Here is a 21918-nt window from a genome sequence, read left to right on the forward strand (position 1 = left end):
CGAACGCAGATCGTTCGCTATGACTGCGGGAAACCGCCGCCGAGCGCCACGAACAGGGTCGCGCGGTTTTGGAGCCAGGCGCGTTGCGTGGTGAGCAATTGCTGCTGCGCGCTGAAAAGATTGCGCTCGGCATCGAGGACTTCGAGGTAGCTTCCCACGCCTTCGCGGTAACGTAGCCGGGCGATGCGGGCGATCCGCTCTTGCGCAGTCACGGCCCGGCGCAGCGTATCGAGTTGCTCGGCGAGATATTCCCGTCCGGCCAGTGCGTCCGATACCTCGCGAAAAGCGGTTTGCACGGTGCGATCGTAATTCGCGACCTGTTCCACCTCCAGCGCCTGTGCGAGGTCCAGACTGGCCTCGCGCCCGCCCCAGTCGAAGATCGGGAGCGAGATGCTGGGGCCGAAGCTCCAGCCCAGGCTATCGCCCGAAAACAGTCCATCCAGGCTGCCGGACGACAGGCCGGCATTACCGGTCAGCGAGATGGTGGGAAAGAACGCCGCACGCGCAGCGCCGATATTCGCGCGGGCGGAACGCAACTGCTCTTCGGCTGCAACGATATCGGGGCGCACCAGCAACAGGTCGGACGGCAATCCTGCGGCGAGGCGGCGGTCATCGCCCTGCGCAGCCAGCGCTAGACCTTCGGGAAGGGCTTCAGGAACGGTCCCGCCTACAAGCACGGCAAGCTGGTTGCGCAAGCGAGCCAGTACCAGCTTCTCGCTCGCCACCTGCTGTTCGGCCTGGGTCAACAGCGTCTCGGCCTGGCGGTAGGGTAGCGCGGAGGTCACGCCGTTGTCGAGGCGAAGCCGGGCGATCCTGAGCCCCTCTCGCCGACTTTCGGCGGTCGCCTGGGCCAGCGCGATCTGCTCTTCGGTTTCGACGATCTCGAAATAGGTCGTCGCCGTGTCCGCGATCAGGGAGAGATAGAACGCGCGCTGAGCGGCGACGGTGGCGAGATATTCGGCCCGCGCGGCTTGCGACAGGCTGGCGACCCGGCCCCAGAAATCGAGTTCGAAACTGCTGACGCCGACGCCCACTTCGAAACGATTGAAAGTGACCGAGGCCGGGGCGCCTTCCACATCGCCGGTATCGAGGGCGGGATTGACGCCGAGCGGCTGTCGCGTGCGGGTCGCCCCACCGCTCGCCACCACGCTGGGCAATTCGCGGCTGTCCTGAATGCGATAGCGCGCCCGCGCCTGCTCGATCCGCGCCGTGGCGGCGAGGAGGTCGCGATTGTTCTCCAGCGCGCTGGCGATCAGCGCGGTCAGGCGCGGATCGGGGAACCAGTCCCGATAGGAAAGCTGCGATGCCACGACCTCGCCATCGGGGCGATAGTCCGGATCGAAGGCAGGCGCGGTCGCGGCGTGCGGGCGGACATGCTCGGGCGCCATGCTGGCGCATCCGGCGAGTCCGGTGGATGCCAGCGCGAGCGCCGCGATGGTCTTGTTGGAGCGGATCATCGCGCGGTGTCTCCTTCGGGAGCGGAACGTTCGGCATCAGCCTCTGCGCCAGCGGAGGGGCGCATTTCCTCCTCTTCGATATGGCCGGCTGCCGAGGGCTGCTTGCGGCTGATATTCCGGCGCACCAGCAGATAGAGCATCGGGATCAGGAAGATGCCGAGCACGGTCGCCGCGATCATGCCCCCTGCCACGCCCGTGCCGACGGCGATCCGGCTGGCAGCGCCTGCCCCGCTGGCGAGGACGAGCGGGACCATGCCCATGGTGAAAGCGAGCGAGGTCATGATGATCGGGCGCAGACGCAGGCGCGCGGCGGCCTTCACAGCGTCGATACGCCTGAGGCCCCGATCCTCTTCCTCGATCGCGAATTCGACGATCAGGATGGCATTCTTGGCGGCGAGGCCGATGATGGTGATCAGCCCGACATTGAAATAGACGTCCGCAGACAGGCCGCGCAGCATCGAGAAAACGACCGCGCCCAGCACGCCCATCGGCACGATCAGCAGCACGGCCAGCGGCACGGCCCAGCTTTCGTAAAGCGCAGCGAGCACCAGGAACACGACCACAACAGACAAAGCGAGCAGGAGCCCGATCTGGCCTCCGGCCTGCTTTTCCTCGTAGGAGATGCCGGTCCATTCATAGCCGATGCCCGGCGGCAACTGGCTGGCGAGCTGTTCCATCTCGGCCAACGCAGCGCCCGAACTTTCGCCCGGAGCGGCCATCCCGGACAGAGTCATGGCGGGATAGCCATTATAGCGCGCCAGACTGGCGGGCGCGGCGGACCATTCGGCGCTGGCAAAGGCACTGAACGGCACCAGCTCTCCCTGCGCATTGGGGATGCGCAGCGCCAGCACATCGTCGGGCGTCATGCGATACGGCGCATCCGCCTGCACGAGCACCTGCAACACGCGCCCTTCGCGGTTGAAGTCGTTGGCATAGGCGGACCCGAAAGCGATCGAGAGCGCGGCGTTGACGTCCGTCAGGGACAGGCCCAGCGCCCGTGCCTGCACGCGATCGATATCGATCGATACTTCGGGGCTCGGCCCTTGATCTTCGGGCCGCAAATTGGCGATCAGCGGGCTCTGCGATGCCATGCCAAGCAATTGGTCGCGGGCCGCCGTCAGAGCTTCGCGCCCGACGCCGCCGCGATCCTGCAGTTTCAGGTTAAAGCCGCTCGCCTGACCCAGCGACTGGATCGCGGGGGGTTGGATCACGAAGGCGATCGCGCCTTCGATCTGGCTGAACACGCCCATCGCCTGGCCCAGGATCTCGCCGGCGGCACTGCCTTCGGCGGTCCGCTCGTCCCAGGGCTTGAAGGATGCGAACATCAGAGCGTTGTTTTGGCCCTGTCCGAAGAAGCTGAAGCCGCGCACAACGACGAGGTTTTCGACCTCATCGCGTGCCAGCCACCAGTCCTCGATCGGCTCCAACGCCTCGTCGGTCCGCTCCTGCGTGGCACCGGGAGGCGCCTGGACGGCAGTGATCAGATAGCCCTGATCCTCGGTCGGAAGGAAGGCGGAAGGGAGCCGAGCGAACAACAGGACGGTGACGAGGCCGAGCGCCAGGAACACTGCGAAGGCCCGCCACGGGCGCGACAGGATACGGTCGTTGGCGCGGCCGTATTTCTCCTGCATCCGTGCGAACCAGCGATTGAAGCGCCCGAAGAAGCGAGCGACCGCGCCGCGAGCGCGCGCCAATTTCCCGCGCCAGCCCGGTTGAGCCTCGGCCGCTTCGTCTGTCACGGGATCGTCGGTGTGGTCATGGCCCTGCTCGATCGGCTTCAGGAAGGTCGCGCACAAAGCAGGCGTCAGCGACAGAGCGAGGAAGGCGGAAAAGAAGATCGAGATCGCCAGCGTGACCGAGAACTGGCGATAGATTCCGCCCGTCGATCCGGGGAAGAAGGCCATCGGCACGAACACCGCGATCAAGACCAGCGTAATGCCGATGATCGCGCCGCTGATCTGGCCCATCGCCTTTCGCGTGGCTGCGAGCGGGGGCAGCCCTTCTTCGCGCATGATCCGCTCTACATTCTCGATCACCACGATCGCATCGTCGACCAGAATGCCGATCGCCAGCACCATGCCGAACAGCGAGAGGACATTGATCGAAAAACCGAACAGCCAGAGGCCAAGACAGGCACCCGCTAGCGCGATCGGAACGACGAGCGTGGGGATCAGAGTGGCGCGCCAGTTCTGGAGGAACAGGAACATGACGAGGAAGACGAGCACCATCGCTTCGACCAGCGTCTTGACCACTTCTTCGACCGAAGCCTGGACGAAGGGCGTCGTGTCGTAAGGGATCGACCAGGCGACATCCCCCGGCAGGCCGGACGACAATTCCGCCATCCGCGCCTTTACGCCTTCCGCCGTGGCCAGAGCGTTGGCCCCGGTGGCGAGCTGGACCGCCATGCCCGCCATGGGCTTGCCATTGAGCGTGGTCGAGGTTGCGTAGGTCTGTGCGCCGATCTCGACCCGCGCCACTTCGCCCAATCGCACAACCGCCGCGCCGGTGCTGGCGCGCAGGATGATGTTCTCGAACTCCTCGACGCTGGTGAAGCGCCCGTCCGTCGTGATGGTGGCGGTTATCTGCTGTCCGTCCGCGATCGGCTGTGCCCCGATCGAACCGCCTGCGGTCTGCGCGTTCTGTTCGCGGATTGCGGCAAGCACCGCGCCGGGCGAAAGATTGTAGGACGCCAGCGCATCGGGATCGAGCCAGATGCGCATGGCATATTGCGATCCGAACAGCGTGACATCGCCCACCCCGGCAACGCGGCGCAATTCATCCACGACCTGGGTGGCGGCGATATTGCCGAGATCGGTGGTGTCGAGCGCGCCGCTCTGCGACGTCAGCGCCACGATCATCAGGAAGCCGGCATTGGCCTGGCGCACGGTGATGCCCTGCCTGCGGACCTCTTCGGGCAGTCGCGCTTCGACCGTGCTGAGGCGGTTCTGAACCTCGGTCTGCGCGATGTCGATATCGGTCCCTGCCTCGAAGGTCAGCGTAATGGTCGCCGTACCGTTGGAAGCGCTGGACGAGGCCATGTAGAGGAAGCCTTCGACCCCGTTGAGCTGCTGCTCGATCACCTGAGTGACGTTCTGCTCAAGCGTCTCGGCGTCGGCGCCGGGATAGACGACGTTGATCGCCAGGGAAGGCGGAGCGACTTCGGGATATTGTTCGATGGGAAGCGCGCGCAGAGCGATAATTCCTGCGAGCAGGATGCCGAGCGAAACCACCCAGGCGAAGATCGGCCTGTCGATGAAGAAGCGGGCCATGATTTACTCCGCTCCGCCGGTGCTCGCAGACCGGGGCGGTTGCGCGGTCCGTTTCGCCGGAGAGCGCCCGGTCGGCCCGTCCACTACCTTTACCGGAGCGCCCGGGCGGAGCTTCTGGAGATTGCTGACGATCACCCGATCGCCTGCGCGGATGCCGCTTTCGACGATCCAGCGCCCCTCGACCATCGCACCCAGTTCCACCGGCCGGACGGCAGCCTTGCCCTCGCGATCGACCACGAACACGGTTCCGCCCGTTTCCGTCAGGGAGACGGCCCTTTGCGGCACGGTCAGACCGTTCTGCACCTGACCTGCGAAAATCCGGGCGCGGACGAATTCGCCCGGAAGCAGCAAATTCTGCGGATTGGGAAATTCGGCGCGCAATTCGACCGTGCCGGTTTCCTGATCGACGGAATAGGCGAGGAAATCGATAAAGCCCGAAACCGGATATTCGGTGCCGTCGCTGAAGGTCAGCCGCACTTCGACCCGATCGTTTTCGTCCAGATCGATTTCCCCTGCGGCAATGGCGCGGCGGATGCGGATCACCTCGCTCGCGGCCTGGGCGAAGCTGACATAGACGGGCGAAATCTGCTCGATCCGCGTCATCAGTGTGCCTTCCGCCTGGCTGACCAGTGCGCCTTCGGTGACTTGTGCGCGGCCCACCCGGCCGCCGATCGGCGCACGCACGGTGGTGTATCCCAGCTGCAACGAGGATGCTTCCAACTGGGCGCGGATCTGCGCGACATTGGCCTGCGCCTCGCGCGAAGCGGCCAGCGCCGCGTCATATTCCTGACCGCTGATCGCATTTTCTTCCACCAGCGGGCGATAGCGTTCGACCACCGCGCGAGCATTGGCGGCTGTCGCCTGGGCGCGCTGCAGGGCGGCCTGCGTCTGGGCATAGCTGGCGCGCAATTCGCGCGGATCGATGCGGAACAGCGGCTGTCCGGCGCGAACGTCCGTCCCTTCTTCGTACAAGCGCTGCTGGACGATCCCGGTGACACGCGCGCGCACTTCGGCGACGCGTACAGGCTCGACCCTGCCGGGCAATTCGATGACATTGGGCACCGCCTGGCTCGCCACAGTCACGATGCGGACGGGCACTGGCTGCGGTTCGGGCGGCGCTTCGTTTCCGGAGCACGCGCCGAGCAGGAGACAGGCGGCCAGGCCGGCGAGAATGGTCTTCATACGGACACTCTTTCGAACGAATCGGGAAACAGGTTCGGACCCTGTTCATTGTGCAGGTGCGAAGGTGTAATAAGCATTACACACTTGCCCCGCAACCCGCTTTGCTAGAGGCCCAATCGAATTATGAGCGTATTCGCATGATGAGCGTATCCGAATGCTGCCGCCTCGATCGCCGCCGCCGCGCGATCATCGAAGCGGCGCGAACCCTCTTCGTCGAGCGGGGGTACGAGAACGCCACGCTCGGCGACATCGTGGAGCGTGCCGGCGGCTCGCTGGCGACGGTCTATAAACTCTTCGGCAACAAGGACGGCCTGCTCGAAGCGGCGGTCTTCGAACACGCCTCCTCCGGCGATGAAATCGTGCGCGAGGCAATGGAAGCGGGAGGCGACCGCGCGGCCATCCTTCATCGGATCGCCGGCGCCTTCGACGCGCATTTCCTCGATGCCGAAACGGTCGCCCTGGTGCGTATCGTGATCGCACGCAGCATGAGCGACCGCGAATTCGCCCGCCGCTTCTTCGAGCGGACTGCCACGCGCACGCGAGCGGCGCTGGAGCATGTCTTTCGCACTTGGCAGCATGAAGGCGTGGCGATGAACGGCACACCCGAACTGCTTGCCGAGCTCTTCATGGGCCAGTTCGTCAGCGACGTTCATTCCGAAGCGATCAGCCACGGCCTCGGAATTTCGCGAAGCCCGGAACGTTTGAAGGCTCGAACGGATTTCTTCATTGCGGGTGCGGGACTGGGCGAGTCCCGCTGAGCCCATACGAATCCATAAGGTTTATCCACCCCGACTGAAGGCTCTCCTGCACATCCCTCTGTGAGGCTGCGCTTTACAATCACATTCCCGTGTGATTAAGGCGCGGCATGAGCGACATCATTTCCCAAGTCCGGCGCCTCGTAAACGATGGCGGCATGAGCAAGGCCGGTCTGGCGCGGGCCGCAGGTCTGCACGCGAACACACTTCGCGACTGCACCGAGGAGGATTGGAACCCAACCTCCGAAACCCTGCGCAAGCTCGCCGCCTTCCTTTCCGACAATGACGAGACGCCCGTTCTCGTCGGCGCGGAGGAGATCATCGAGGAAGCGCGCAATGGCCGGATGTATATCCTCGTCGATGATGAGGACCGCGAGAACGAGGGCGATCTGATCATCCCCGCCCAGATGGCCACGCCGGTTGCGATCAATTTCATGGCGACGCATGGCCGCGGGCTGATCTGTCTCGCGCTCGATCGCAAGCGCGTCGACGCGCTCGGCCTCGAACCGATGAGCCGCGACAACCGCGAGAGCATGCAGACCGCCTTCACCACTTCGATCGAAGCGAAGGAGGGTGTCACCACCGGCATCAGCGCGGCCGATCGGGCGCGCACCGTCTCGGTCGCCATCGATGCGGGCAAGGGCCCTGCGGACATCGTCAAGCCGGGTCATGTCTTCCCCCTGACAGCGCGCGACGGCGGCGTGCTGGTGCGCGCCGGGCATACCGAAGCGGCCGTCGACATCTCGCGCCTTGCCGGCCTCAATCCTTCAGGCGTGATCTGCGAGATCATGAACGAAGACGGGACCATGGCCCGGCTCGACGATCTTATGGCCTTCGCGCGCAAGCACGAACTCAAGATCGGGACGATCCGCGACCTGATCGAATACCGGATGCGCAAGGATCATCTGGTCGAGCGGACGGGCGAACGCAGCTTCACGTCCGATTACGGCGGCCAGTGGCGGCTCCTGACCTATCGCAACACGGTGGACGGGACCGAAAGCTACGTGCTGCAGAAAGGCCATGTGATCGAAGGCGAGCCCACGCTGGCGCGCGTGCATCCGATCTCGCTGTTCGACGATCTGCTCGGCCAGCCCGGCCCGCGCAAGCGCACTTTGCAGCGCGCGATGGAAGCCGTGGGCGAACATGGCTCGGGCATCATCGTGATCATCACCCAGCCCCCTCCCCCGGTCGCCGGTGGCGAAAGCGAGGAATATCGCAATGTTGGAATCGGTTCGCAGATCCTAGCCGATCTCGACGTCAACGAGATGATCCTGCTGACCAATTCGACCCCCAACCTCGTCGCGATCGAAGGCTATGGCCTCAATATCGTCGGCCACCACAAAATTCCGGAGTAAGCCCATGGCCCGTTTCCTCATCGTCGAAGCGCGCTTCTACGACCATCTCAACGATCAGCTGATCGCCGGTGCGCGCTCGGCGCTCGAGGCGGACGGACACGAAGTCGAGGTTCTGACCGTCCCCGGTGCCCTCGAAATCCCCGGCGCCATCTCTTTGGCGACCGAGAGCGGTCGGTATGACGGCTACGTCGCAATCGGCGTCGTGATCCGGGGCGAAACCTACCATTTCGAGATCGTCGCGGGCGAAAGCGCGCGCGGGATCATGGCGCTGACGATGGATGGGATCGCCATCGGCAACGGCATTCTGACAGTCGAAAACGAAGAGCAGGCGCTCGTCCGTGCCGATCCAGCGCAGAAGGACAAGGGCGGCGAGGCGGCGAAGGCCGCGCTCGCCCTCCTCGCTTTGTCGGAACGTTTCGCCGCCTAGCGCCGGAAGGCGCTGCGGCTAAGCGCCGGCTCAGTCGCGCAGCCGTCCGAAACAGTCCGCACCGGCATAGACCGCGCTGTCGCCCAGTTCTTCCTCGATGCGGATGAGCTGATTGTATTTCGCGAGCCGGTCCGAACGCGCGAGCGAGCCGGTCTTGATCTGCCCGCAATTGGTCGCGACCGCGAGATCGGCGATGGTCGCGTCCTCGGTCTCGCCCGAACGATGGCTCATCACGGCGGTGTAACCGGCGCGGTGGGCGATATCGACGGCTTGCATCGTCTCGCTCAGCGTGCCGATCTGGTTGACCTTTACCAGCAGCGAATTGGCGAGTCCCTGGCCGATCCCGTCGCGCAGACGGGTTGGATTGGTCACGAACAGATCGTCGCCGACGAGCTGGATGGTGTTGCCGATCCGATCGGTTAGCGCCTTCCAACCGGCGAAATCGTCTTCCGCCATCCCGTCCTCGATCGAGCGGATCGGGTAATCGCGGCACAATTTGTCGAGATATTCGGCCATGCCTTCGCCATCGAGCGAAAGCCCTTCGCCCGAAATCTCGTATTTGCCGTCACGATAGAACTCGGTCGAGGCGCAATCGAGCGCAAGCACCACATCCTCACCCGGCGTAAATCCGGCCTGGCCGATCGAATCCATGATGAAATCGAGCGCGGCGCGCGTGCTGGCCAGATCGGGAGCGAACCCGCCTTCGTCGCCCACGGCCGTCGCCAGCCCCTTCTGCGAGAGGCCCTTCTTCAACGTGTGGAAGATTTCCGCGCCCCAGCGCACCGCTTCGGCAAGGCTGCCCGCGCCCACCGGCATGACCATGAATTCCTGGATGTCGATCGGATTGTCGGCATGTTCGCCGCCATTGATGATGTTCATCATCGGTACCGGCAGGACATGGGCGGAGACGCCGCCGATATAGGAATAGAGCGGCAGGCCGCGTGCATTCGCCGCCGCCTTGGCGACTGCCATGCTGACACCCAGAATGCCGTTCGCGCCGATGCGGCCCTTATTGTCGGTGCCGTCCAGATCGATCATCGCCTGATCGATATCGCGCTGGTCCTCGGCGTCGAAAGCGTCGATCAACAGATCGCGCAATTCGGTGTTCACCGCCTCGATCGATTTGAGGACGCCCTTGCCGAGATAGCGATCCTTGTCGCCATCGCGCAGTTCCACCGCTTCGTGCGCGCCGGTCGATGCGCCCGAGGGGACGGCGGCGCGCCCGAAGCTACCATCTTCGAGCAGAACGTCGACCTCCACTGTCGGATTGCCGCGACTGTCGAGAATTTCGCGGGCGTGCAGATCGATGATCGCGGTCATGGCTTGGCGGCTCCGTGTAGGGGAATGGTTCGAACGCGGTTCCTCTATGCGTCGGAACATTGCCGCGCAAGTTGCGTTGCAACAACATAGACCGGGCATGAACGTGCTTCGGATTCGCTTCGAATTAGAGACCGCAGAAAAGGCAAGGACGAACCGATGGCCGACCCGAAAGAAACCAAGACTTCCGCGAAAAAGACCAAAACCGCCCCCAAGCCGCGAAAGACCGTGGCCAAGAAGGGCGCAGCCAAGGAGACCGTTCCCGTGACCAACACCGCCACCACTACCACCGACACTGCCGCTACCGCTCCGCAGACCAATCCGCATCGCGAAGAAGCCAAATCGCGCTTCAGCAATGCGGTGCAGGAAGCCAAGGCCGGCGCAGCCGCGCTTCGCGCCGAAGCGGGCGAGCGCGCCAAGGGGTACAAGGCTCAGGCCGAAGGCAAGAAGTCGAACCTCAAGAGCGATGCCCACGCCTATGGCGAAGAAGCGAAGGTCAAGGGTCACGAACTGGCCACGCAGGGGAAATCCAAGCTATCCGAAGGGATCGCCACGCTCGGCCAGATGGTGAACGACAATGCGCATTACGTCGATGAAAAGGTCGGCGCGAAATACGGCGATTACGCCCGCAGCGCGTCGCGTTCGCTGAACGATACGGCGGCCAAGCTCGACGCGAAGACCGTCGACGAACTGGCCGACGAAGGCCGCGCGATGGTCCGTCGCAGCCCGGCGACCGCAGTCGGCATCGCCGCCGTCGCCGGCTTCATGCTCTCGCGCCTGTTCAGCCGTCGCTGATCGCCGGTTCGGAGTGAGCACTCTAGAAAAGCCCATCGAGCGCGACGAATTGGATGGGGGGCGGGCAACGTCCGCTCCCTCTTCCACGCACAGCGCCCGCGAAGCCGCCGAGGTGTTCGAAGAGGCTGCGGAGCAGGACGATGTCGAAGCCGAGATCAGGCACTCGCTGACCGACGATATTTTCGCTCTGTTCGACGATGGCAAGACGTATGTCGAAGCCGAAATCGCCTTTCAGAAAAGCCGCTCGTCCTTCGTCGCCAACCGCGCAAAGCTCGCAGTGGCATACGGCGCGGCGGCATTCGGCGTTCTACACCTCGCGCTCATCGCGCTGACCGTCGGAACGGTGATCGCCCTCGCGCCTCTCGTGGGACCGTGGATCGCCACGGCGATCGTCGGCGGCGCGCTGATCGTACTCGGATTGGTCTGCGTTCGCATGCTCAAGGGCAAGATCGACGACATCCGAGACGCTTTCAAAGGGGATAGGTGATGGGTCCGCGTCGTGCCAAGATGATGGAAGACAGAAGATTACGCGATGCGGCGCGGGCGCTTGTCGATGCCGATATCGAAAATCTGAAATCCGATCTCGCCACCCGCGGACCCGGTGCGCGCATCGCGGACCGGATCGCGGAGGGCGCGAGCGATGTTTACGACGAGGCGCTCGACGTCGCGAGGGATCACAAGGGTGCGCTGGCCGCGATTGCGGCTGGCGCGATCCTCTGGTTCGCTCGCAACCCGGTTCTCAAGGCGTTGTTCGGCGAGGATTGGGTCGAGGACGACGAAACGGACGAGGAATATGACGACGAGTGGCTCCATTCGGAACAATTCGGCCGCTGATACCGTTGGTTAATCAGACACCCAATTCCGGAGCATGATATGAATAACGTCGCCACTCTCAACACCGACACCAAGCCGCAAACGGACGAAGAGCGCCGCGAGGCCCTTCGCCAGCGCATCGAGGCGAGCGAGCAGCGCAATGCCGAACGCAGCTTTGCCGATCAGGCGAAGGACGTGCTCGACAGTGCGACGGATTTCGCGAAGAGGCACCCGCTCGCAGTCGTCGGCGGAGCGATCGGTGTCGGCCTGCTGATCGGCGCGATGACCCGTCCGGGTCGGCGTCTTGGTCGCCGTACTGGGACGATGGCCGCGATGGCGGGTGATACCGTTCTCGGTTACGCTATGGGTCTGATGGACCGCGCCGAAACGGCGGGCGCTGCGGCGTTGCGGTCTAGCTCGGACGCAATCGAAGATCTCGGCGACAGCGTCGGTTCGACTGCGCGCCGTCTGCGCCGCGATGCCGCCTATCGCGCCGATGCGACGAGCGATGCGCTGGCCAGTTCGCGCCGCCGTGCCGGTCGCAAGGCGAGCCGTCGGTTCCGCAATCTGAAGTCGCGCCTGTCGCATTGATCTGACGAATATCCGATCCTCAAGGGTCGCCCAATAGCGGCGCGCCGGGTTTGCCTGGCGCGCCGCTTGCGGTATGGGGCACGCGAATTCTTCAATCCCGAACTCCCTACAGACCAAGGCCCCTCCCCATGGAAGAAACCACTGCCAATCAGACGCTCTATCTTGTCATGGGCGGCCGCGTGAAAGATCCGCGCAGCACCGAATTTCAGGATCCGGAAAGCATCCATGTCACCGGCGTCTATTCCGATTACGAAAGTGCTGAAGAAGCCTGGCGTGCCAACGCCCAGCGCACCGTGGACGATGCCGAAATGAAATACGTCATCGTGCACCTGCACAAATTGCTCGAACCGAGCGCCTGAAGCCGGACGGCATTCGATCCGATTCTTTCGCGAGGACGATGCCGAACAGCTTCTGACTATCGCGCGGACTGCGATCCTCTCGATCGGTCCGCGCGCTTATTCGTGCGATCAGATCGCGGTCTGGGCCGCCTGGCTCAGCAACGCCCAGCGTTACTGCTTACGTGCCTCTCAGGGCGACATCATCCTCGTAGCCGTGGACGCGGGATCGCGCCCTTGCGGATATGCGCTGTTGCAGCAAGATGGCCATCTCGACCACCTCTACATCGCCCCGGATCACACCCGATCGGGCCTCGGAGATCGTTTGCTTGCCGATGCGGAACGCCATGCGCGCCAGATCGGAAGCCAGCGGCTCTTCACCGAAGCGAGCGATCTGGCCCGCCCGGCTTTCGAGCGGGCGGGCTACAGCGTGACCCACCGACGCGATTTCGCGATCGACGGCGTCGCCATTCACAACTGGGCTATGGAGAAGGCGCTGACATCGACCGGCCACGCGCCCTCTGCCCATCAACCGGTCAAATGAATTCGATCTTCTCGACGAGGTAGAACTTGTCCCCGCTCGGCACGGTGACTTCGATCTCGTCTTCGACCTGCTTGCCGATCAGCGCGCGGGCGATCGGCGAATTGTAGCTGATCCGGCCCTTGCTGGCATCCGCTTCGGTCTGGCCGACGATCTGGTACTTGATCGGCTTGTCGTCCTCGTCGAGCAGCGTGACGGTAGCGCCGAACACCACCTTGTCGCCCGACAGCGTCTTGGGATCGATGATCTGCGCGCGCGTCACCTTGTCCTCGATCTCGGCAATCTGCGCTTCGATCTGGCCCTGACGTTCCTTGGCGGCGTGATATTCGGCGTTTTCCGAAAGGTCGCCATGGGCACGCGCTTCCTCGATCGCGTCCACCACCAGCGGACGCTCCGCCCGCAAAGCCTTGAGGTCGGCCGTCAGCTTTTCATAGCCTTCGGCGAGCATCGGTACCTTTTCCATGGACTCGGGTCCCACCTTCCTGTGGCCCCCGCACATGCAATTCGAGGAGCCTTCCGCACGGTTGCGGAATGTCACTGCATCGAATGTGTGGGGGGCAATCGCTCAATAGTCGTCAGCTATAATAGTCCTGCAACGAGCGTACTTCAAGCTCACCGGTCGAAACTTCCGCGATCGCGCGTGCCGTGGCCAAGGCCGCGCTCGCCGTGGTGTAATACGGCACCTTGCGTTCGAGGGCCCCGGCCCGGATCGATTGCGAATCCAGCAGCGATTGCCAGCCTTCGGTGGTGTTGAAGATCAGGTCGACCTCCCCGTCCACGATCGCATCGACGATATGGGGGCGTCCTTCGGCCACCTTGTTGACCGGCTCCACCGCCAGGCCCTGTTCGGCAAGATAACGCTGCGTGCCGCCCGTCGCGATGACGCGGAAGCCCTGATCGAGCAGAGTCTTCACGGCGGGCAGGATCACCTGCTTGTCGCTATCCTTGACCGAAACGAACAGCGTGCCCGAACGCGGCAGATGCATGCCTGCGCCGATCTGCGACTTGAGGAAGGCGGCGGGGAACGTGGAGTCTATTCCCATCACTTCGCCCGTGCTCTTCATTTCCGGCGAAAGGATCGGATCGGCACCGGGGAACCGCGCGAAGGGGAACACCGCTTCCTTCACTGCCATGTGCTTGGGGCGGATGTCGAAGGGTTCGAAATTGGACAGCGGTTCGCCCGCCATCACCCGCGCGGCAATCTTGGCGACCGGACGCCCGATCGCCTTGGCGACGAAGGGCACGGTGCGGCTGGCACGCGGATTGACTTCGATCAGATAGACCTCGTCGTCCTTGATCGCGAACTGGACGTTCATCAGGCCGCGCACTTGCAGCGCATGGGCCAGGGCTTCGGCCTGCCGCTCCATCTCGGCGACGATTTCGTCCGAAAGGCTGTAGGGCGGGATCGTGCAGGCGGAATCGCCCGAATGGACGCCGGCTTCCTCGATATGCTGCATGACGCCCGCAATGCGGACCTCGTTGCCATCGCAGATCACGTCGACATCGCATTCGATCGCATCGCGCAAATATTGGTCGACCAGCACCGGGCTGTCGCCCGACACGTTGACCGCGGTGGCGATATAATCGTCGAGCTGCGCTTCGCTGTCCACGACCTCCATCGCGCGCCCGCCCAGCACATAACTGGGGCGCAGCAGCACGGGATAGCCGATGCGGGCGGCCCAGGCGGCGGCCTCGTCCCGATCGCGCGCGATGCCGTTCTGCGGCTGCTTCAGATCGAGCTTGTTGACGAGGCGCGCGAAGCGTTCGCGATCTTCGGCAAGGTCGATCGCATCGGGGCTGGTACCCAGGATCGGCACCCCTTCCCGCTCCAGCGCAGCGGCCAGTTTCAGCGGCGTCTGCCCGCCGAACTGGACGATCACGCCCACGACCTCGCCGCGCGACATTTCGACGCGCAGGATTTCCAGCACGTCTTCCTCGGTCAGCGGCTCGAAATAGAGCCGGTCGGAGGTGTCGTAATCGGTGCTGACCGTTTCGGGATTGCAATTGACCATGATGGTCTCGAACCCGGCCCCGCCCTGCGCTTCGTCGCCGAGCGCGAAACAGGCGTGGACGCAGCAATAGTCGAACTCGATGCCCTGCCCGATCCGGTTGGGCCCGCCGCCAAGGATCACGATCTTGCGGCGATCGCTGGGCTCTGCCTCGTCCTCGGGCTCTCCGAAGCTGGGCGCTTCGTAGGTCGAATACATATAGGGCGTGGTCGCTTCGAATTCGGCGGCGCAGCTGTCGATGCGCTTGAAGACCGGGAAGACGCCCAATTTCTGGCGCAGCTTGCGCACCTCTTCCTCGCTGGTCGCGCCCGCCATGGCGCGCAAGGCATCGTGCAGCAGGCCCGAACGGCGCGCCTGCGTTTCCGCGAGGCCTCCGGCGACACCCACCGAGCGCACGGCGAGCGTGGCGAGGCGCTTGTCCGAAAAGCCCATCGCTTTCAGGCGGCGCATTTCGGCGGCATCGCGCGGCAAGCCGTTATGCGCGATCATGTTCTCTTCGTAAATGATCGCCTCGATCTGGCGCAGGAACCACGGATCGAAGCCGGTAAGCGCCTGGATCTCGCTCATTTCGAAGCCTTCGCGGAAGGCCTGCGCGATCCTTAGAATGCGGTCGGGCGTGCGCTGGCTTATCGCGGCGGTGATGACCTCGCGGCTCTTGCCTTCCAGCTCGGGCACGCGGTTGAAGCCGTCGAGTCCGGTTTCGAGGCCGCGCAGCGCCTTCTGCATCGATTCCGCGAAACAGCGGCCGATCGCCATCACCTCGCCCACCGACTTCATCGCGGTGGACAATTCCTGCTTGGCGCCTTTGAACTTCTCGAAGGCGAAGCGCGGAATCTTGGTGACGACGTAATCGATCGTCGGTTCGAAACTGGCAGGCGTCGCCCCGGTGATTTCGTTGGTCAGCTCGTCCAACGTGTATCCCACGGCGAGCTTGGCGGCGACGCGTGCGATCGGGAAACCGGTTGCCTTGGAGGCGAGCGCGGAAGAGCGCGACACGCGCGGGTTCATCTCGATCACGATCAGGCGACCGGACTTCGGATCGACTGCGAACTGTACGTTCGAACCGCCTGTTTCCACGCCGATTTCGCGCAGCACAGCGATGCTGGCGCTGCGCATGATCTGGTATTCCTTGTCGGTCAGCGTCAGCGCGGGGGCGACGGTGATGCTGTCGCCCGTGTGCACGCCCATCGGATCGACATTCTCGATGGCGCAGATGATGATGCAATTGTCCGCCCGGTCGCGGACCACTTCCATCTCGTATTCCTTCCAGCCGAGGAGCGATTCCTCGATCAGGACTTCGGTGGTGGGCGAGGCGTCGAGGCCTTCGCGCACGATCCGCTCGAACTCGGTCTTGTTGTAGGCGATGCCGCCGCCCGTGCCGCCGAGCGTGAAGCTGGGCCGGATGATGGACGGCAGGCCGGTGCGTTCGAGCACGTCGAAAGCCTCCTGCACCGTGTTTGCAACGCCGCTGCGCGCGCTTTCCAAACCGATCGCATCCATCGCCTCGCGGAAGCGCTGGCGGTTTTCCGCCTTGTCGATGGCATCGGCATCCGCGCCAATCATCTGGACGCCGTATTTCTCCAGCGTGCCGTCGTTGAACAAAGCCAGCGCGCAATTGAGCGCCGTCTGCCCGCCCATCGTGGGCAGCACCGCATCGGGCCGCTCCTTCTCGATGATCTTGGCGACGATTTCGGGCGTGATCGGCTCGATATAGGTCGCGTCGGCCATTTCCGGGTCGGTCATGATCGTGGCGGGGTTGGAGTTGACGAGGACCACGCGGTAGCCCTCCTCCTTCAACGCCTTGATCGCCTGCGTGCCGGAATAGTCGAACTCGCAGGCCTGGCCGATGATGATCGGGCCAGCGCCAATGACGAGGATCGAGGAGATGTCAGTGCGTTTGGGCATTAGAGAGCCTTGAAGCTGATGTTGACCGGAAAGCCCTCTTTCGAGGCGACTTCCAAGATGCAGTTCAGAGTTTCGGTATTGCTAACAGTCACTTCGACGAAGGTCTTCGGCTTCGTATGCGAGCCACCATCCCAATCGGTGACAAAGCTTGCTGCGTCACATTTGCGAGCGAAACCAGCACTCGATAACGCAACCCCGATTTCTTCAGTAGACATTCCGCTCATTTCGGTGGGGTCGATCGAGACTTTGTCACTCACCACCAGGAGTGGGACAGCTTCATCGATCTCTGTAAGTGTCTGCCCGAGAAACCATGCGAGTGACGTAACGAGTGAGCCGGTCGCGAATGAAATAAGGATGTTTCGCCTCACCCCAACATCCCCACGAACTTCTCGAACAGGTAGAAACTGTCCTGCGGTCCCGGGCTCGCTTCTGGGTGGTATTGCACCCCAAACGCCTTCTTGCCCCGGATCGAAATCCCGCAATTGGTGCCGTCGAACAGGGACACATGTGTCTCGTCGACCCCCTCGGGCAGGCTTTCGCCATCGACCGCGAAGCCGTGGTTCATGCTGGTGATCTCGACGAGGCCCTCGCTCTCGCCCCAGACCGGGCCGACGCGCTGGACGGGGTGGTTGGCGCCGCGGTGGCCCTGGAACATCTTGGCAGTCTTCGCCCCTGCCGCCAGGCCGAGCATCTGGTGGCCGAGGCAGATGCCGAACAGCGGCACGTCGCGCTCCAGCAATCCCTTGATCACCGGCACGGCATACTCGCCCGTCGCCGCCGGATCGCCGGGGCCGTTGGACAGGAACACGCCATCGGGCTCCAACCGCATGATCTCGTCCAGCGAAGTGCGCGCGGGCACCACCGTCACCTTCGCACCGGCCTGTGCGAGATTGCGGAAGATATTGTCCTTCGCCCCGTAATCGATCGCGACGACATGCGGCTTCTCGTTGCCGTGCTCGGCATAGCCGTGGCCCAATTGCCAGGGCCCGCCGCGCCAATCCTCCAGCACGCCGCGCGTCACGCCGGGGACGAGGTCCAGCCCTTCGAGCCCGCTCCATTCCGCGGCCTGCCGACGCAAGGCGTCGAGATCGAATTCGCCGCGCGGGCTGTGCGCGATCACGGCATTGGGCGCGCCGTTCAAGCGGATCCGGCGCGTGAGCGCGCGCGTGTCCACACCCGACAGGCCGATCTTGCCGTTGGCGCGGCACCAGTCGACGAATTCGTCGCGGGCGCGGAAATTGGAATGCGCGGTGATTTCCTGCCGCACGATGCAGCCCAGCGCGCCGAGGCCGCGGCTCTCGTGGTCTTCCTCGTTCGCGCCGACATTGCCGATATGCGGGAAGGTGAAGGTGACGATCTGGCTGTCATAGCTCGGATCGGTCAGCACTTCCTGATAGCCGGTCATCGCGGTGTTGAAGCAGACCTCGCCCACCGCCGATCCCGTGGCGCCGAAGCCCTTGCCCCAGACAGCGGTCCCATCCGCCAGCACGAGGACGCCGGTCGCGCCTGATGGTTGCGCGTGCGAAGATGCGGACAGGGCCATGGGCGCTCCGTTTCAAGAAATTGCCGACGATGTGTGCTAAGACCCAGCCGCTAGGGGCAGGCCGCCCACCCGTCAAGCGGAACGCTTGGCTTTGCGACAGCTTGCTCTAAATGGACGCCAATTCATCCACAGATACCGTCAAACGAGGCACTATGCTGCGCGAGAACATCCAGGCCGAAACCGTCACTGCCATGAGGGCCAAGGACAAGGAGCGGATTGCCGCCCTCCGCCTGATCGGCGCCAAGATCAAGGATCGCGACATCGAATTGCGCACGTCGGACAAAAAGCCGGAAGACGATGCGATGGTGACGGACGTGCTTCTCAAGATGGCGAAGCAACGCCGCGAATCGATCGAGATGTACGAGGCTGGCGGGCGACAGGAGCTGGCCGACAAGGAAAAGGCCGAACTCGCCACGATCGAGGAATTCCTGCCCAAGCAGATGAGCGAAGAAGAGACCAAGGCCGCCATCGCCGACATCAAGGCGGAAACGGGTGCCGAGGGTATGAAGGACATGGGCAAGGTGATGGGCGAGCTGAAAGCGCGCCACGGCGCCACGCTCGACATGACGCGCGCAAGCGGCTGGGTGAAGGAGGCGCTTTCGTGAGCCCGATCCGCCTACCGCTCTGGCTCGCCGCGCCGCTGGCCCTTGCCGCATGCGGCGAAGCGCCCGCACCCGAACCGACGCCCAGCGCCACGCCCACCGTCGCCGCGCCGCGCACGCTCGTGGCGGCGGATTTCGATCCCGAAAGCCTCGGTGCCAAGATCGTCGGCCCGCAAGGCCCCCAACCCGAAGCCGCGATCATGGCCGATGGGCGTGAGATCGCCCGGATCAAGAGCTTCGTCGCCTGCCCCAGAGACACGGCCGAATGCGTCCCGGCAGAGATGCCCGAAGGCACCGTCTACACCTATGTGCATGAAATCACGCTGGCCGACGACCTGACGCCGCAAGTGATCGAAACGCCGGAAACCGAAGGGGCCGCGCTGGAAGTGCCGGCTTCGCTGTTCCGGATGACGCAGGCCGCCGCCGGGTTCAACCGCTCGGTCGGCTATTCCCGCTCGCAGGCCGAAGCGGCGCTGGGCGCGGGCGACGCGATCCAGGTCAGCAGCGATTCGGGCGAAATCATCTGGCGCGTCACCGCCGGATCGGGATGGAAACCGGGCATGCCGGTCACGTTCTGGTGGCAATCGACCACCCCGCCCGATGGCCCGGCAGACGCGTATAGCCTCGAAGTGAACGGCATGACCGCAAGCGCGAAGGGGCCGTTTCCCGCAGCGGAGACGAACGAGTAATTCTCCCCGGAGTTCTCGGAGAAAAGACAGCTGCTAACTGTTCGTGTCGAGCGAAGTCGAGACACGCTGGCTTGGACGATCGCCGATGGCATTCTGGTGCTACATCCTCAAATGCTCCGACGGAAAATACTATACGGGGCATACCGACGATCTCGATCGCCGGATCGCACAGCACCAGCATGGCGGATTCTGCAATTTCACGTCGCGGCGCTTGCCGGTGACCTTGGTCTGGGCGCAGGATTTCGCGACTCGGCACGAGGCGCTGGCCAGCGAATTGCGCGTCAAGAAATGGTCGCCCGCCAAGAAGGAAGCGCTTGCGGCGTCCGATTGGGCACGCCTGTCTCATTTTGCGAAGCCTCCGCACGAGCGTGTCTCGACTTCGCTCGACACGAACGGGTAGGGTGTCTTTGTGCTGCCGGACTCGCCCTCATGCTGACCCCCCAATGGCTCGACGAATTGCGCGCGCGGATCACGCTGTCCGCGATCGTCGGGCGCACGGTGCGGCTGACCAAGGCAGGGCGCGAGTTCAAGGCGTGCTGCCCGTTCCATAACGAGAAGACGCCCAGCTTCTACGTCAACGACGAGAAGGGCTTCTATCACTGCTTCGGCTGCGAGGCGCATGGAGACGCGATCCGCTGGATGACGGATCAGAACGGCCTGCCCTTCATGGATGCGGTGAAGGAGCTGGCGGCGGAAGCGGGGATGGAAGTCCCCGCCCCCGACCCCCGCGCAGCCGAGCGAGCGGAAAAGCGCGCCAGCCTGCACGATGTGACGGCGGCGGCGCAGGCTTTTTACGTCGACAGGCTGCGATCCGCAGATGGGGCCGCCGCGCGGGCCTATCTGGCGCGGCGCGGATTTTCACAGGGCGTGATCGAGACTTTCGGATTCGGTTTCGCGCCGGAAGAACGCCAGGCGATGCCGCGCGCCCTGTCGCAGTTCGACGAGCCGATGCTGCTCGAAACGGGCCTGCGCATCGATGTGGAGGGCAAGGAGCCGTACGACCGCTTCCGTGGCCGGTTGATGCTGCCGATCCAGGATGCGCGCGGGCGGGTGATCGGTTTCGGCGGACGTATCCTCGATGGCGATGCCTATCCGAATGCGCCGAAATATCTGAATTCGCCCGACACGCCGCTCTTCGACAAGGGCCGCACGCTCTACAACCTCCACCGCGCCGCCCCAGCCTCTCGCAAATCGGGTCGGATGATCGTGGTCGAAGGCTATATGGACGCGATCGCCCTCGCCCAGGCCGGGTTCGAGGAGGCTGTCGCGCCGCTGGGCACCGCGCTGACCGAAACACAGATCGAAATGCTCTGGCGCCAGGTCGAACGACCCATTCTGTGCTTCGACGGGGACAAGGCCGGGCAGAAGGCAGCGATGCGCGCCGTGGCGCGCGCCCTGCCGCTTTTGCGCCCCGCCCACTCGCTCGCAATCGTGCGCCTTCCTTCAGGGCTCGATCCCGACGATCTGCTGCGGCAGCACGGCGCGGAGGCGATGGAGCGCCTTCTCTCCGAACCCGCCGGATTGCTCGACACGCTGTGGGAGTTCGAAAAGGCCGCCGCGCCGCTGACTTCGCCCGAAGACAAGGCCGGGTTGAAGGCGCGCCTGCTCGATCATGTCGAGACCATCCAGCACCCCGATATCCGCGCGCTCTATAAGCGCGAATTGCTGGAGCGTTTCTCCGCCTTTGCGTTTCCGCCGAAACCCCAGCGGGAATGGCAACCGCGACAGGCGCGCGGTTCGGGCGGGGCCTTCTGGCAGGGCAAATCTGCCCATCCCATTCTGTCGCAGGACGCGAAGGTCCGGCTCGAACGCGCGATCTCCGGCGGTGCGCGCGATGCTTTCACTGCGGCCGTCCTCGCCGGTCTGGCTCGGTTCCCGGACCAGATCATCATCCACGAAGAGGCCTTGATGGGCCTTGCCGCGAGTGATCGAAATGTCGGGCCCGCCATCGATTCGTTGATCGAAGCCGCCGAGACGCTTGATTTGCGCGGCGAATCATCCATATCATTCGATAACGGCCTTCCTGCCCCACCGGAAAAAACCCGCTTCGCCTTTCTCGATGAAGGCACCGACCCGGTTCATGCGCGCGAGGATTTGGCCGAAGCCGTGTCGCTGCTGGTCGAAAGACCTGCGCTGGAAGCTGCCCTCTCGGCAGCGACGGCGCGTTTCGAGCAGGACCCGGAAGGCTCGATCGCCGAGCAGGCCAGTTACCGCGAACGGTTGCTGGCACTGAACGACCGGTTGAAGCGTTTCGGGCGCATGCGCGCCGCGGCCGCCGACATCAGGAATTGATCGATCGTGTGGGGCTTCTCCCGCCCGGCACGCAAAAACGG

General features: G+C 64.0%; 21 protein-coding genes. 13 read left to right on the forward strand and 8 right to left on the reverse strand.

Annotated elements, in window-relative coordinates; translation table 11 throughout:
- Positions 1-17 precede the first annotated feature (17 nt).
- From J7347_RS04040 to J7347_RS04050, 3 genes are read right to left on the reverse strand one after another with little or no spacing between them, the layout of a single operon-like run.
- Positions 18-1457, reverse strand: a complete 1440-nt coding sequence (locus tag J7347_RS04040) for an efflux transporter outer membrane subunit (RefSeq protein WP_209160917.1) — start codon at positions 1455-1457, stop codon at positions 18-20.
- Entirely contained in the window at positions 1454-4726 is a 3273-nt protein-coding gene (locus tag J7347_RS04045) for an efflux RND transporter permease subunit (RefSeq protein WP_209160918.1), read from the reverse strand. Before J7347_RS04045 ends, J7347_RS04040 begins: the two co-directional genes overlap by 4 nt.
- Positions 4727-4729: 3 nt before the next feature.
- A complete protein-coding gene (locus J7347_RS04050) occupies positions 4730-5908 on the reverse strand; it encodes an efflux RND transporter periplasmic adaptor subunit (RefSeq protein ID WP_209160919.1) in 1179 nt (392 codons plus the stop codon).
- Positions 5909-6045: 137 nt separating this feature from the next.
- Between J7347_RS04050 and J7347_RS04055 the strand changes: the two genes are divergently transcribed.
- From J7347_RS04055 to ribH, 3 genes are all read left to right on the forward strand, one after another.
- Positions 6046-6666, forward strand: coding sequence for a TetR/AcrR family transcriptional regulator (locus tag J7347_RS04055; RefSeq protein ID WP_209160920.1), 621 nt, complete (start codon positions 6046-6048; stop codon positions 6664-6666).
- A gap of 107 nt (positions 6667-6773) precedes the next feature.
- The gene (ribB, locus tag J7347_RS04060; RefSeq protein ID WP_067682281.1) at positions 6774-8018 is read left to right on the forward strand and encodes a 3,4-dihydroxy-2-butanone-4-phosphate synthase; all 1245 of its coding nucleotides are present in this window, start codon (positions 6774-6776) and stop codon (positions 8016-8018) included.
- 4 nt (positions 8019-8022) lie between these two features.
- Positions 8023-8445 carry a 6,7-dimethyl-8-ribityllumazine synthase gene (gene ribH / locus J7347_RS04065; RefSeq protein ID WP_067682284.1) on the forward strand — a complete coding sequence of 141 codons (423 nt, stop codon included), beginning with the start codon at positions 8023-8025 and terminating at the stop codon, positions 8443-8445.
- Between the two features lie 30 nt (positions 8446-8475).
- On the opposite strand, the gene eno is transcribed toward ribH, so the two are convergent.
- Entirely contained in the window at positions 8476-9765 is a 1290-nt protein-coding gene (gene eno, locus J7347_RS04070) for a phosphopyruvate hydratase (RefSeq protein ID WP_067682287.1), read from the reverse strand.
- Between the two features lie 156 nt (positions 9766-9921).
- Here eno and J7347_RS04075 point away from each other — a divergent pair, with 156 nt between their 5' ends.
- The 6 genes from J7347_RS04075 to J7347_RS04100 all read left to right on the forward strand — a co-directional run bounded on the left by J7347_RS04075 (position 9922) and on the right by J7347_RS04100 (position 12840).
- Positions 9922-10557 carry a hypothetical protein gene (locus J7347_RS04075; RefSeq protein WP_067682290.1) on the forward strand — a complete coding sequence of 212 codons (636 nt, stop codon included), beginning with the start codon at positions 9922-9924 and terminating at the stop codon, positions 10555-10557.
- Between the two features lie 13 nt (positions 10558-10570).
- Positions 10571-11044 carry a phage holin family protein gene (locus J7347_RS04080; RefSeq protein ID WP_209160921.1) on the forward strand — a complete coding sequence of 158 codons (474 nt, stop codon included), beginning with the start codon at positions 10571-10573 and terminating at the stop codon, positions 11042-11044.
- Positions 11044-11391 carry a hypothetical protein gene (locus J7347_RS04085; RefSeq protein WP_209160922.1) on the forward strand — a complete coding sequence of 116 codons (348 nt, stop codon included), beginning with the start codon at positions 11044-11046 and terminating at the stop codon, positions 11389-11391. The genes J7347_RS04080 and J7347_RS04085 overlap by 1 nt, the downstream gene beginning before the upstream one ends.
- A gap of 39 nt (positions 11392-11430) precedes the next feature.
- Positions 11431-11961, forward strand: coding sequence for a hypothetical protein (locus J7347_RS04090; protein ID WP_209160923.1), 531 nt, complete (start codon positions 11431-11433; stop codon positions 11959-11961).
- A 128-nt stretch (positions 11962-12089) separates the two neighbouring features.
- A complete protein-coding gene (locus J7347_RS04095) occupies positions 12090-12320 on the forward strand; it encodes a DUF4170 domain-containing protein (RefSeq protein ID WP_067682301.1) in 231 nt (76 codons plus the stop codon).
- A gap of 82 nt (positions 12321-12402) precedes the next feature.
- Positions 12403-12840 carry a GNAT family N-acetyltransferase gene (locus J7347_RS04100; RefSeq protein ID WP_348521574.1) on the forward strand — a complete coding sequence of 146 codons (438 nt, stop codon included), beginning with the start codon at positions 12403-12405 and terminating at the stop codon, positions 12838-12840.
- Here the strand turns inward: J7347_RS04100 and greA are convergent.
- The 4 genes from greA to carA form a co-directional block, all read right to left on the reverse strand.
- Entirely contained in the window at positions 12833-13336 is a 504-nt protein-coding gene (gene greA / locus J7347_RS04105; protein WP_209161242.1) for a transcription elongation factor GreA, read from the reverse strand. The two genes, J7347_RS04100 and greA, sit on opposite strands and share 8 nt — an antisense overlap.
- 76 nt (positions 13337-13412) lie before the next feature.
- The gene (carB, locus tag J7347_RS04110; protein WP_209160924.1) at positions 13413-16751 is read right to left on the reverse strand and encodes a carbamoyl-phosphate synthase large subunit; all 3339 of its coding nucleotides are present in this window, start codon (positions 16749-16751) and stop codon (positions 13413-13415) included.
- On the reverse strand, positions 16751-17008 hold the full coding sequence (locus J7347_RS04115) for a hypothetical protein (protein ID WP_209160925.1): 258 nt from the start codon (positions 17006-17008) through the stop codon (positions 16751-16753). Before J7347_RS04115 ends, carB begins: the two co-directional genes overlap by 1 nt.
- A gap of 107 nt (positions 17009-17115) precedes the next feature.
- Positions 17116-18294, reverse strand: a complete 1179-nt coding sequence (carA, locus tag J7347_RS04120) for a glutamine-hydrolyzing carbamoyl-phosphate synthase small subunit (RefSeq protein ID WP_209160926.1) — start codon at positions 18292-18294, stop codon at positions 17116-17118.
- Between the two features lie 152 nt (positions 18295-18446).
- Between carA and J7347_RS04125 the strand changes: the two genes are divergently transcribed.
- The 4 genes from J7347_RS04125 (at position 18447) to dnaG (ending at position 21877) form a co-directional block, all read left to right on the forward strand.
- A complete protein-coding gene (locus tag J7347_RS04125; RefSeq protein ID WP_209160927.1) occupies positions 18447-18899 on the forward strand; it encodes a GatB/YqeY domain-containing protein in 453 nt (150 codons plus the stop codon).
- Positions 18896-19585, forward strand: coding sequence for a hypothetical protein (locus tag J7347_RS04130; protein ID WP_209160928.1), 690 nt, complete (start codon positions 18896-18898; stop codon positions 19583-19585). Before J7347_RS04125 ends, J7347_RS04130 begins: the two co-directional genes overlap by 4 nt.
- A gap of 85 nt (positions 19586-19670) precedes the next feature.
- On the forward strand, positions 19671-19985 hold the full coding sequence (locus J7347_RS04135; RefSeq protein WP_209160929.1) for a GIY-YIG nuclease family protein: 315 nt from the start codon (positions 19671-19673) through the stop codon (positions 19983-19985).
- A 29-nt stretch (positions 19986-20014) separates the two neighbouring features.
- The gene (dnaG, locus tag J7347_RS04140; RefSeq protein ID WP_209160930.1) at positions 20015-21877 is read left to right on the forward strand and encodes a DNA primase; all 1863 of its coding nucleotides are present in this window, start codon (positions 20015-20017) and stop codon (positions 21875-21877) included.
- Positions 21878-21918: the final 41 nt, after the last annotated feature.

This window comes from Erythrobacter sp. A6_0 (assembly GCF_017744235.1).
Lineage (GTDB): Bacteria > Pseudomonadota > Alphaproteobacteria > Sphingomonadales > Sphingomonadaceae > Qipengyuania.